General features: G+C 47.7%; 9 protein-coding genes and 2 rRNA genes. 1 reads left to right on the top strand and 10 read right to left on the bottom strand.

Annotated elements, in window-relative coordinates; all coding sequences use genetic code 11:
• Positions 1–15 precede the first annotated feature (15 nt).
• The 7 genes from C557_RS0121010 to C557_RS0120980 all read right to left on the bottom strand — a co-directional run bounded on the left by C557_RS0121010 (position 16) and on the right by C557_RS0120980 (position 9,593).
• Complete coding sequence (locus tag C557_RS0121010) at positions 16–1,365, bottom strand: ABC transporter substrate-binding protein (RefSeq protein WP_018753827.1); 1,350 nt, start codon at positions 1,363–1,365, stop codon at positions 16–18.
• A 14-nt stretch (positions 1,366–1,379) separates the two neighbouring features.
• A complete protein-coding gene (locus tag C557_RS0121005; protein ID WP_018753826.1) occupies positions 1,380–3,119 on the bottom strand; it encodes a cache domain-containing sensor histidine kinase in 1,740 nt (579 codons plus the stop codon).
• A gap of 72 nt (positions 3,120–3,191) precedes the next feature.
• Positions 3,192–4,055, bottom strand: a complete 864-nt coding sequence (locus C557_RS0121000) for a carbohydrate ABC transporter permease (protein WP_018753825.1) — start codon at positions 4,053–4,055, stop codon at positions 3,192–3,194.
• Complete coding sequence (locus C557_RS0120995) at positions 4,052–5,011, bottom strand: carbohydrate ABC transporter permease (RefSeq protein ID WP_018753824.1); 960 nt, start codon at positions 5,009–5,011, stop codon at positions 4,052–4,054. The genes C557_RS0121000 and C557_RS0120995 overlap by 4 nt, the downstream gene beginning before the upstream one ends.
• Positions 5,012–5,160: 149 nt before the next feature.
• Positions 5,161–6,507 (bottom strand): extracellular solute-binding protein, encoded by a 1,347-nt coding sequence (locus C557_RS0120990; RefSeq protein WP_026263609.1) that lies wholly within the window; start codon positions 6,505–6,507, stop codon positions 5,161–5,163.
• Positions 6,508–6,721: 214 nt separating this feature from the next.
• Positions 6,722–7,927, bottom strand: coding sequence for a GNAT family N-acetyltransferase (locus C557_RS0120985; RefSeq protein ID WP_018753822.1), 1,206 nt, complete (start codon positions 7,925–7,927; stop codon positions 6,722–6,724).
• Positions 7,928–7,961: 34 nt separating this feature from the next.
• Positions 7,962–9,593: a formate--tetrahydrofolate ligase gene (locus C557_RS0120980; protein ID WP_018753821.1), complete on the bottom strand. Its 1,632-nt coding sequence runs from the start codon at positions 9,591–9,593 to the stop codon at positions 7,962–7,964.
• A 349-nt stretch (positions 9,594–9,942) separates the two neighbouring features.
• On the opposite strand from C557_RS0120980, the gene C557_RS23900 reads away from it, so the two are divergent.
• A complete protein-coding gene (locus C557_RS23900) occupies positions 9,943–11,346 on the top strand; it encodes a glycosyl hydrolase family 18 protein (RefSeq protein ID WP_205621643.1) in 1,404 nt (467 codons plus the stop codon).
• 92 nt (positions 11,347–11,438) lie between these two features.
• Here C557_RS23900 and C557_RS0120970 read toward each other — a convergent pair whose 3' ends face one another.
• From C557_RS0120970 to C557_RS0120960, 3 genes are all read right to left on the bottom strand, one after another.
• Positions 11,439–12,167, bottom strand: a complete 729-nt coding sequence (locus tag C557_RS0120970) for a dTMP kinase (RefSeq protein ID WP_018753819.1) — start codon at positions 12,165–12,167, stop codon at positions 11,439–11,441.
• A 333-nt stretch (positions 12,168–12,500) separates the two neighbouring features.
• Positions 12,501–12,617, bottom strand: a 5S ribosomal RNA gene (gene rrf / locus C557_RS0120965).
• 135 nt (positions 12,618–12,752) lie between these two features.
• Positions 12,753–13,037: ribosomal RNA gene (locus C557_RS0120960) — 23S ribosomal RNA — on the bottom strand; the annotation flags it as partial.

The following is a 13,037-nucleotide window of genomic DNA, read 5'->3' as shown; positions in this document are numbered from 1 at the left end:
GTTACCTCCTCACGGTTAATTAGGCAGAGAGCTTCTTCTTAGTTGCCAATATTGCTCCGATGTTAGCTGAATCTGTTCCAGTGCCTCTCCCGGGGAAATCCGGCTGCCCAGCATTTCTTTCAACACCTTCAAGAAGGTCTTGTTCACCTCGGGGGACAACACGTTATCATACGGGACAAAGCTTTGCGGACTTTGCTCCATCAACTCAATAACCTGGGCAAATACCGGTCCTGTCTTCTCAGAATCGTAAGTAATCTTCATGGAAGGAATCCGCAGTGCTTCATAAACGATACGCCGTTGAACATCCTCTGTATAAAATGCTTTGAGCAGCTGCTGGGCCGCTTCCCATTTCGCCTCATCCAAATTGGAGGATAAGCCGATCCCTATCGTATAACCTCCGGCAATGGACTTGCTGCCCTCCTTCGTACGCGATGGGAAAGGGATGACGCCAACCTGATTTTGAAATCCCTCCGGCGCCTTACCGCTATGGAACAGATTAATATCCCAGTTCCCGTTCAGATACATGCCCGCCTTGCCACTCGTAAACAGCTCAATCGCCTCTTCTGTGGACAAGTCATTAGCCGGCGCGCTGAAGGCGATGTCATTAATCCATGAATCCAAGTGCTTAAAGGCTTGCAGATAACCCGGGTTATGAAAGCTATACTTCCCCTCACCCTGTACCAACTCATTAATCAGTTCCGGTCCGGCATACCGATCCATTAAATAATGGGCGAAGATAGCTGCCGGCCACCTCTCCTCATTCCCTAAGGCAAAGGGCGTAATGCGACTGGCTCCAAGCACGCGAACGATACGATCCAAATCATCCAGCGTTCCGGGCGGATTAAGTCCAAACTGACGGAACATCTCCTTGTTGTAGTAGAGGGGCTCCGCATTGCCCTCAATCGGCAAGCCGTAAATATGATCGTCGAAGGTCCACAGATGGAGATCCTGGAACTCTTCCTTTAAACTGTTCTTCTCCACAAATTCCGTCAAATCCATTAGCCGATTGGAACGAACGTAAGGCTCAATCTCGGCTCCCCCGAACAAGACGAACATATCGGGCGGCGTACCGGTGACCATCTCACTCTTTAATTTCTGTTCCCGATGAACGGTCTGGTCCATACCTTCAAAATTAACCTTCACATTCGGATGCGTCTGCTGGAACTCCGCCACGACATTCTCGACGATATCCAGCATTTGGCTGTCATGCTCCTTAATCCAAAAGTGGCGAAAGGTCAGCGTAATCTTCTCCGTTTGGCTCTCTTCAATCGGCTCATGTCCGTCCGCAGCGATGACGAGCACCCAAATCGCCAGCACTACGGCATAAACAGCGATCCAGCCCCAATTCAGAAACCATTTCTTCATCTCTCTCATGCCCCCTATCGTTTAGCCGCGGACGTATCCTGCAGAATTTTCGGGATACGTATGCGAATAATCGATCCGAATCCTGGGGAGGAGCAGATCATAATGCCGTAATGACCACCAAACCGGATACGCAGCCGCTCATGGACATTTTTGAGCCCTACGCCATTCTCCCGGTATTTCTTCAACGTTCCCCAGTCTTTGCTCCACAAGTGCAGCAGTGTATCCGGGTCAAACCCCGGACCATTATCCTTCACGTCGATAAGAATATCACGCTCATTCTCAGTGGCCGTAATTGAAATGGTCCCGTTAGCTTCCATCGGCTCAATCCCATGATATAACGCATTCTCCACAATCGGTTGCACGATTAGCTTCTGCGTCAAATAATACCTTAGCGATTCAGGTACTTCGATATGATAAGAGAATTTATCCTCAAAGCGAAATTTCTGAATGTCCAGATAATGGCGAACATGCTCCATCTCCATGGATAACGGGATTAACTGCTGATTTTCACTAATGCTGATGCGCAGCAGCTTCCCCAAAGATATAACCATTTTGCTAATATCCCGATTACCCTGCAGCACTGCCATAGAATTAATGGACTCCAGTGAGTTATAAATAAAATGCGGATTGATCTGAGCCACCAGCGCCTGCAGCTCAACTTCCTTCTTGCGTGCCTGTTCCGTCTGCACTTGCTCAATCAGCTCGGTGATTTGCCGGCTCATTCGATTAAAGCCATCGGTCAACAGATCCGTCTCATCCTCGCTGCGTACTGCGGAAGTAATGGGCACGAAAATCCCCTGCTGCACCCGCTTCATCCCGTTCACGGCACTGATGATACTGCGAACCAAGCGTCGTACATAAAACTGGTCAAATAGAAAAGCCGATATCAACGAGACCAGCACCAGCACAATGGCAATATTGCGAATGGACAGCGATTCCGAAGCGATCAGCTTGCTGGGCGTGATAGCTACCAGATACCAATCCTTGTTATGCGAAGGCAAATATGTAATCAGCGACTTCTCACCCTGATATTTGTCCGTATAGTATCCTTTCCCCCCGGAGCCCTCATCCTGGAGGAAAGGAAATTCTGTACGTTCCCCAATATGCGTACCAGACTTGTCGAAGACAATATTCCCTTGCTTGTTCACAAGCAGAATATCCCCCTGCTTCAACGTGGCCGCATCCCAAAACACTTGATCCAGAATATTCGGCTTGACATCAATGACCAAAGCGCCAATATCTTCAAGCGAGTAATAATCCTTGATCAAACGGGCCTGAATTAAAACTGGTTTCCCCGTGGAGGCAGATCCGTTCTCGCCAGGGCCCACCCATACGGGCCGTCCCTCGGCAGCTTTCATCGCTCCATACCAGCTCTGCTTCGTCAGGTCCTCAAAGGACATTTCATTGAATTGATACTGCAGCTTATCCTTGGAATACAATCCAAATGACGTAATCATTGGATGGTTAATCAGATTATTGATATCTTGCCTTTGCTCATACGTAACAACAAAGTTCGGCTGCTTCAGCAGCTTCTGAATAATGGGCTGTGTAATCGCCGAATTGGATACGGTTGCAACTTCATTCAGCGCAAAATTCAATTTCCGGTCGGTCTCCAGCAAGGAGATCCAATAAAAGTTGCTAGATTTATTCTCCATCGCATTTGAGAAGCTGTAGTACGATATGGAACCCATCAGAATGACTGGAATAAATACAAGAAGAATAATAGCAAGCAAGATTTTTCGACGGAGCTTCATAATCGGCTTCCTCCTAAATATCTCCTCATTCTATTATTCTTCATGATATAAGTTATTCCTTTGCTATACAGATTAACTTTTGATTGCACCGGACGTAAGACCGGCGATTACCCAGCGGCTGAACAGCAGGAATACGATAAGCAGCGGCAAGGTTGCCGTGAAGGTAGCGGACATAATCATACCAAAATCGAGACCATCCTTATTCGTAAACAACTGCTGCAACGCTAGCTGAAGCGTATAGTTCTCCTTGTTTTTCAGTACTACCAGCGGCCAGAAGAAGTCATTCCACACGTTCATGAAATTCAAAATCCCCAGCGTGGCCATCGCAGGTGTTATTACCGGAATGGCAATACTCCAGAAGATACGGAAATGACCACCGCCATCAATCCGCCCAGCCTCGATGAGTTCCGGGTGAACAGCCGAGCTGATGTACTGGCGCATCCAGAAAATCCCAAAGGCATTTACCATGGCCGGTACGATTAGCGCTTTGTAGCTGTCGATCCAATGCAGCTTGGCCATAATGACATATTGCGGCAATACGCTAAGCTGAGCAGGTACAAGCATAGTCGCGATAACAAAGATGAACAACGTCTTTTTTAAGGGAAATTCATACTTCGCGAATGCATAACCAGCCAACGTGCTCAAGAATACAACCGATATCGTTACTGCGCTTGATACAACTATAGAGTTAAACATCGCCTGGAAGAATTCCGTCCGCTCCAATACGCGCTGGAAGTTATTGAAAAATTCCGCGCCCGGCGTAAGCAGTGGAGGAATGTGAAAGGCTGCATCCTTCTCGTTAGTTGCAACCACGAACATCCAGTAGAACGGGAACACGGACAACAACGCCCCGATAATCATGGCTGTGTAAAATAACGTCTTGGCTATTGGACCCGGATCGTCGGGTTTTCTTTTTTTGACTACAGCTAGACTCATGCCTTTTTCCCTCCTGTATCTCCACCCATTCGGTTTGTTAGCAACATGTTAAGGACAGAAAAAATGATGGTAGCGAGAAATAGCAATACGGCTGTGGCTGCGGCTGTACCGAAGAATCCGTTTCTAAAGGCTTCACTATACAGATAAGTGACCATCGTTACACCTTCCTGACGTGTGGAACCTGTACCGCCTTGCCCCAGGAACACGTATGGTTCTGTGAACAATTGCAGAGCCCCGATCGTAGATACAAGCGTGACGAACAAGATGAACGGGCGGAGCATAGGCAAGGTGATGTACAGCATTTGCTGCCCCCGGCTTGCACCATCAATTTTGGCAGCTTCATAAATGTCCGTTGGAATACTTTGCAGACCGGACAAGAAGATGACAGCGTTATATCCCATCCAGCGCCACATGACCATGGTCGAGATAGCGATTTTGACGCCCCACCATCCGGAATTGAATGGAACACTTTCCAGCCCCATCATGCCTAGCAGCCAGTTGACCATGCCGTTGTTACCAAACATCGTGCTGAACACCAGCGTGACCGCAACAATGGAAGTGATGTTAGGCATAAAGTATAGAATACGGAAGGTATTCTTGAATTTGTTCAACGCCGAATTAAGCATGATGGCAACAAATAATGCGGCAATCAACTGCGGCAACGTGCCCATCACACCCATAATGAGCGTATTGCTGAATGAAATCCAGAAGGTAGGATCAGCCGTAATCAGTTGATAGTTTTTCATGCCTACATAAGTCATTGGGCCGAGCGCATCCCATTTGAAGAAGGACAAATAAATGGTGAATGCGATCGGATACAGTCCGAAGATAGAAAACAGGATAAAAAAGGGTGCAATAAACGTATAAGCGGTCAGCCGACTCTTTCTGGTCTCGTTCCAGTACTTCTTCTTTTGCGGTACAGGCTGAACCGGAGTGGCTGTAACTGTATCAGCCATGGATACACCTCCAAGTCGAAATGATAGTTCGTAAATCCAAATTCGCAAGAGGGTACGCGCCCCCTTGCGAATCGGACAGATATGGATGCGCTCCAGACTAGCTGTTCCAGAGGCTGGGAGCATCCCATTGAGCTAGACCATGGTTAGCATTAGCTGCGTTCCACCAGCGTCTTGGATTGCTTGATCGCGTCATCCCATTCTTTTTGCGGATCAGACTTTTTCTCAAGCACGTTCTTGAGCGCATTCTTGATAAAGGTGTCCACTTGGTCATGCAATGGGCCATAGTATACCGGTTTGACGCGTTCTGCTGATCTGGCAAAAGCCTCCGCGATAACTTGACCGCCAAAGAACTCATCCTTGTCTTCCGTAAACGCCGGTTCCTGGAATACGGCCGGAATCGATGGCAACAATCCGCTGGCCTTAAAGGACTTCAACTGATTCTCCTTCGTGACCAGCCAAGCGATGAAATCATACGCTTCCTTAGAGTGCTTGCCTTCTTTAGGCAACGTCAGGAACGAACCACCCCAGTTACCAGCACCTTCAGGGAGCTGAGCTATTTTCCACTTGCCGGAGGTGTCCTGGGCGTTGCGAATCGTACCTGCAATCCATGCTGGGCCGAGCATTACGCCAAAGTCACCTTGGTTAATCGCATTTTGCCATTCAGGAGACCACAACGTCCAGTTGCCGATCCAGCCCTCCTGAATACCTTTTACCGTAAAGTCATAAGCCTTCTTCACTTGTGGATTGGTATCTCCAATAAAGGAGCCATCCTCTTTGTTGAAGTAGATTTGGTCGGGGGACTGGTCACGCAAGCCGTTGTAGACCAAATCTGTCAAATCGGTAAATGGTTTGCCTGTTTTCTCCTTAAATTCCTTAGCTACCGTGGCGAACTTATCCCAAGTATCGATAGCTTTGCTGAGTTCGTCTGGTTCTGTTGGCAAGCCAGCTTGCTCTATCAGGTCTGTACGGTAGTATACAACCGTTGGGCCGATGTCTGTTGGCAAGCCCAATTGGAAGGAGCCATCAACCGAAGTCGCTTGTTTCCATTTCCAGTCCAGAAAGTTTGCTTCAATATCTTTTGCGCCAAGATCATACAGGTTGTAGAATTTATCCTGAGCGTTGATATAACGCTCCATAAAGGCAATTTCCAGCATGAAGATGTCAGGCGCCCCCGACCCTGCGGATAAAGCAGTTGTCAGGTTGTTGTGATGCGCCGTTTGGTCAGATGTATTTTGGAATTTGAACGTAATGTTCGGGTGCTCTGCTGTGTATTCTTTGGCAAGCTCTTCATAATTCGTTGTTCCCAGCGACCAGAAGCTAAGTTCTATCTTCTCTTCGGAAGCGCTTCCGGAATTAGAATCACCTTGAGCTTCGTTTGTCGCAGGCGGAGTATTGGTGCCGCCATTTGCCGCATTGTTGCCTCCTCCACAAGCTGCCAGCAAGGAAATCATCATAGCCGCTACTACTAAGAGAGCCCACGATCTTCTTCTCTTCATTGAAACATGTACCCCTTTCTTATGTTCCGTATTTTCTTCTTCAGTCTAACGAAAACGCCATCATTTTTTGAGGAGGCAAACTTGCGATTTGAGGTTTGAATTTTTCTGATTTTACCAACAAAGAGAAATCTGGGAATACTATTACGCTGAAAAAAAAGAACGCGACGAAAACCGTCACGTTCCTTACAGCAACTTAAATTTCTATAGATAATGCTTAGAAAAAGTCCATTAGCGCGGTTTGCTGGAGTGGAAGCAGCCGTTCCAGCAGCTCCACATCAGCAAGTGGTCCGGTCAGCTTACCACAGGCATACAACTCAAGCGGCCGTTTGTATCCGAGCATCAGCACGGTTAAAGCTTGAATGTCACAGTCAAGCACATCCGCTGCCCTATGCTCCCTGGGGGCACTATCCTCTTCCACGGCTACGCGTTGTAGTTTTCCTTGTCCCTCGGGGGAGATTTCAAGCAACCAAAGCCCATCATTCCAAGCCGCAAAATCATCAACCAAGCGTAATTTTATTTGAATCGGCACTTCGGAAATGCCCAAGCTATTAAATCTGTACTGCTGGATCAAGGTAGCTGCATTAACAATGCGGGCCATAAAGTAAGGAGCAACCTCCTGCTTGCACCGAGGATCATTTAGCAAGAACGGCAGCAAATCATTGGAAGGAACCCGATCGATCACAGCCTGTGTCACCATGGAATCATGATTGCTCAAATAAGTCCACAAGCCCTGACGTGCTGTCTCCTGCAGGAAGACAAACTCATGCACCCTTAGCTCACGGTTCTCCATCCGATAAAGTATGTAGCCTTCCGGCTCGCCACTCTCCGAATAATAGACAGCAGTATGATGCTCTGGCGTCAGGACGTTATACGTCCACCATCTCTCATTTCTGAGCAATGTTCCATTGTAGCGGCTGGCAAAGGCTTCATATAAACGATTTAGCACAGCAAGATCCTTAACATCTCGTTTAACTGAACCCGACAGAGAGCGCTTAGCCGGAAATTGATTGACCGGAATCGTATATTTTTTATAGTCGGTATAAACCTCCCAGCCGAACTTCCGGTAGAACGGAATAGAAAAGGGATGTAAGCAGGAGAGACTATACCCTTGCTCATTCATTCGGGCAAGCACGGTCGACAGCAGGCGGCTTACCAGCCCACTGCGCCGTTTTTCCGGCCAGGAAGCTACGCCGGCAATGCCTCCCATTTGAACGGGATGCCCCTGCACATATAGTTGAAGCGGAAGCAAAGTCAGCTTGGCAAGCAGTTCGTTCTCCTCGAACACTCCCCAGTTACTTTCTGGAATAAAGCGGCTACGCTGTTCTTCACGTTCTTCCTCGCTCAGCTTATACTGAAACGCATATTCCGATAAATTCAAACCTGCATCAAATTCATCCATCGTGAACGTTCTGATCTCCATTCGTGCACCCCATCTCCCCGTGATATGAAACTATTTATAGCAAGCCGGCTACTTCGCCATTTTCGTCCAGATAAATACGTTCTGCTGCAGGAGTCTTGGGCAAGCCTGGCATCGTGACCACATTACCCGTGTGCAGCACGATGAAACCAGCGCCAGCGGATAACGTCACATCACGAACCTGTATCGTAAAACCCTCTGGGGCTCCCAAAAGGCTCGCTTGATCGGAGAAGGAGTAAGGCGTCTTCGCCATACATATCGGCAAATCTCCAAATCCAAGGTCCTCCAGCTCTCTGATTTTAGCTTCTATTTTAGCTGTCCACTTAATACCTGCCCCGCGATAAATCTCCTGCACGATCGTCTCGGCTTTAGCCTTAATCCCTAGTTGCAGAGGATAAAGCGGAGCATACTGCGAACCTTTCTCTTCTATTAAACCGCGCAGCGTTTGCGCCAGTTGAAGTCCTCCCTGGCTGCCCTCTGCCCAGACGTCAGAAAGCTCTATTTTAACTCCAATTCGGTGGCATGCCTCTGTTACAATTGCCAGTTCTTCCTCGGTATCTGCCTTGAAGTGATTTAACGCCACCATGACCGGAACGCCAAATTTACGGATATTCTCCAAATGCCGACTCATATTTGCCAGCCCAATCCGTACAGCTTCTGTATCTGGCTTGTCCAACTCCGTCTTGGAGACACCACCGTTATATTTAAGCGCCTTAATTGTGACAACCAGGACGGCCACATCCGGCTTCAAACCCGCTTGGCGGCATTTAATATTGAAGAATTTCTCAGCTCCAAGGTCTGCACCAAATCCGGCCTCTGTCACCACGATATCAGCCAGCTTCAATGCCGTCTTGGTCCCAATCACACTGCTGCAGCCATGAGCAATGTTGGCGAACGGGCCACCATGGACAATAGCCGGGGTTCCCTCTGCGGTCTGCACCAGATTGGGCTTTAGCGCCTCCTTGAGCAAAACCGTCATGGCATCCACTGCCCCGATCTGCGCTGCTGTTACCATCTCACCGGATATTGTATACGCCACAACCATCCGGCCAAGCCGTTCCTTCAGGTCCTGAATGCTCTCACTAAGGCAAAGCACTGCCATCACTTCGGAGGCCGTCGTAATCAGGAAACCGGATTCATGCACACTGCCGTTCCCATCCCCGATGCCCACCACAATTTGCCGAAGACTCCGATCGTTCATATCCATGGCTCTTTTCCACAAGATTCGACCCGTATCCAGCTGCAAGGAATTTCCCTGAAAAATATGATTATCAATCATCGCCGCGAGTAGATTATGGGCCGAGGTAATGGCGTGAAGATCGCCGGTAAAGTGTAAGTTGATATCCTCAGAAGGCAGGATTTGCGCCTTATTGCTGCCTGTGGCTCCCCCCTTCATCCCGAAGCAAGGGCCTAATGAGGGCTCCCGCAACGCAGCGATCGTAGGTACACCTGAGGCATTTAACGATTGCGCCAGTCCGATGGTTGTCAGTGTTTTCCCTTCTCCAGCGGGCGTAGGATTCATGGCGGTTACCAGCACCAATTTCCCATTGGGACGATCATGTAAATCACGACCTATGCTTAAATCCAGCTTAGCCTTGTAACGTCCGTACATTTCCACATATTGTTCCGCGATCCCAAACGATCCGGCTACTTCCAAAATTGGCTTCATTCCAGCAAGCGACCTCCACCATCATTTTCCGTGCAGATTATGAAAATAACACAACTCCTATTTTACATGAAATAGTCAGGAGATATGCGTATTTTTTCACTTTTCTGCTAACCTGTGAGATAAATCGACAGATTCATAAAATGTCATTGACAAAATCTAACAACTCTAGCAAAGTATAAATCGTATGGGATACCTATATTTAGCATTTATGAGAAATACAGATAGACTTTATCAGGTGCCTGTACCAATCTGTCCCAGGGAGGTGGCATGACGTTCGGAGGCCGTTTTATTATCTTGTGCTTGCGGCTTCTACAAATCTATTATTTGCACTTTGAGAAAGGATGAAATCATGATGCAGAATCGTAAAGGAAAAATTTCAATCTTGGCTATTTTAGCACTATTCATTACCCTGTTTGCCCCGCTCCCCTTCAATACACAAGCAACACAGGCTGCAGCTGTCCTGGATGTCAGCGAAAATGTAACAACTGCCGCTTATCCCGCCTGGGACAGCAATGCAGCATACCTTGGCAATGATATTGTTTCTTATAATGGAAACAACTATAGAGCTAAATGGTGGACACAGGGCGATGTGCCCGGCGAGACAGATGTGTGGGAGCTGGTTCCTCCTTCTAGCGGGGAGTACCCTGTATGGAGCAGCAGCAAAGCTTATGTAGGCGATGACATTGTTTCTTACAATGATCAGCTCTACAAAGCAAAGTGGTGGACCTTGGGTGAAATCCCCGGAATCGCGGCGGTTTGGGAATTGATTTCTAGCAATCCGAATCCGAACCCAAATCCCAATCCCAATCCCGGGGAACCTGGTGAGCCACCGATTACAGGCGACTTCAAGGTAGTCGGTTATTATCCAAGCTGGGAGCCGGACCAAATAGATACCATTCAATATCAGAATCTGACTCATATCAATTACGCCTTTGCCATTCCCACCAGTGACGGATCATTGTTGCCCTTGGAAAATCCCGCTGCGGCAACTCAAATCATAGAAACAGCCCATGCGAACGGGGTGAAGGTTTTACTTGCTGTCGGGGGCTGGTCATATAATGGAACTCCATTAGAGAACACTTTTATGGCTGCTACGAATACACCGCAAAAAGTTGCGAAATTCGGTGATGCCATCATCGCAATGGCCAAGCAATACGGATTCGATGGAGTCGATATGGATTGGGAGCATCCAAGAAGCGACGGTTCCAGCAAACAGCAATATGAAAGCCTGATGGTATACCTGAGCCAAGAACTGAAGCAGGAAAATATGCTGCTCACCTCCGCTGTGCTTAGCGGCGTGACACCGGAAGGCGTCGTATATTGGGATGCAGCGGCTCATACGAATGCCGTCATCAATGCCGTTGATTGGTTCAACGTCATGGCCTACGACGGAGGAGATGGTGATCGCCACTCCACTTATGATTTTGCTGTCTTATCGGCTAAGTACTGGAAAGAAACTCGCAATATGCCTGCAGAGAAGGTTGTCCTGGGTGTTCCTTTCTATGGACGGCCATCCTGGGCGCCTTATCGAGAAATTCTCCAAGCCAATCCCAATGCATACAACACGGATATTTCCATGATTAACGGAATGGAAGCCCATTATAACGGTATTCCGACGATTGAACGCAAAACACAATACGCCCTGGACAATCTTGGCGGCGTGATGATTTGGGAACTGACACAAGATACGACCGATTCAGCCAAGAGCTTGCTGCAAGCGATTGGCGATAAAGTACGAGCGCACAGTAATTAAGGTTATGTATTCTGAACAGGTGGGGAGTGCATGCACTCTCCACCTGTTCTAGTTATGTTCATAATAGCAGCAGGAGTAGGTACAACGCTGGGTTAATTGGATGAAATAGCCGGTGTGTTGCCTGTTCCTTTCAAATCGTCATACAAGAGAGGGAAAACTTTATTAAAAATTATGTTATGCTTTTTCTCCATTTCTTGGGCTCCATCTACAATATACATATTCTCCCTCCGAGCAAGCCGATGGAACTTTTCGGAAATGATTTGAACGTTTTGGATGTCCCTCATTAAGGGACTCTTCCCATCAACACGCTGTTGATTCCTTTCGTAGCTCACCTCTGGAGGCGTATGTAAAAATATAGCTAAATCCGGCGCCGGAATCGAACTGTACAGCATCCGAACGATGGCTTCCTCAACCCAAAAACCTCTATATACAATATCGTCATACCAGTACCTGTCTACAACCAGATGGATTCCCTCCGATAAAAGAGGTTTCAAGCACTCGTGGTAAACTTGAATGCACCCTCCGGCAAATATAGAAGTGACGGCCATTGCGTTTTCACTATTTTGGAGCGCTTCCGTATATACAAAATCATGCATCAGGGGAAATCTGTTTTTCCAATCCATGCACAGCCTTGTAAAAACCACATCGTATTTTTTTAACTCGGTTACTTTTTGCTTTGCACGTTCCCCATAGTCTTCCGCCTCGAATTGCAGCCCAATGCAGTTTATTCCCATCTGGCTTAATTTTTTTTGCAGAAGTTCTAACTGTGTACTCTTTCCGGCACCGTCGAGTCCGCTGACGCTAATGACCTTTCCCTTCATGAGCCCATGACCTCCTTAACGATATGAGATTCCAGTTCAGATATAATGTAAAACAAATCTATTATCAAATATATTTAAAAAATCATATATAGCATCTTTTGTGAAACAAGCAAAGAGCTAAGTGAGTTGCTATCACTTAGCTCTTTGCTTGTTGCGAATAAGACTCTATTAATTAGAAAAGCTAGTGTGGCATAGCTGTCGGTAACAAAAAGGTTACATTCCTTTTGAAAGAGTCTAAACAATTGACACCTTTACTATGTCCACTCCATGTGGACAATCTACAATAGAAAAAAGCACCGTCGAGTTATAACATCGACGGTGCTTCTCGTCTTTGCTTGGCAACGTCCTACTCTCCCAGGACCCTTCGGTCCAAGTACCATCGGCGCTGGAGGGCTTAACGGTCGTGTTCGGGATGGGTACGTGTGGAACCCCTCCGCCATCGCCACCAAACGATTCAAGCGTTTAATCGCTTGAAAACTGGATACGAAACGTCTTTGCGAATTAGCCCCTACTTCATGTTTCGGGGTCCCCGCAAAGTAGTCGGAATCAGCTGCAACGCTGTTCTTCACTTTGTGGGGTGATTTTTTGGATAAGCCCTCGACCGATTAGTACCTGTCAGCTCCATACATTGCTGTACTTCCACCTCAGGCCTATCAACCTCGTCGTCTTCAAGGGGTCTTACATACTGGGAAATCTCATCTTGAGGGGGGCTTCACGCTTAGATGCTTTCAGCGCTTATCCCTTCCGCACTTAGCTACCCAGCTATGCTCCTGGCGGAACAACTGGTACACCAGCGGTGCGTCCATCCCGGTCCTCTCGTACTAAGGACAGCTCCTCTCAAATTTCCTACGCCCACGACAGATAGGGACC

This window comes from Paenibacillus sanguinis 2301083 = DSM 16941 (genome assembly GCF_000374825.1).
GTDB lineage: Bacteria > Bacillota > Bacilli > Paenibacillales > Paenibacillaceae > Fontibacillus > Fontibacillus sanguinis.
This window is presented reverse-complemented; position numbering and strand designations above follow the sequence as displayed.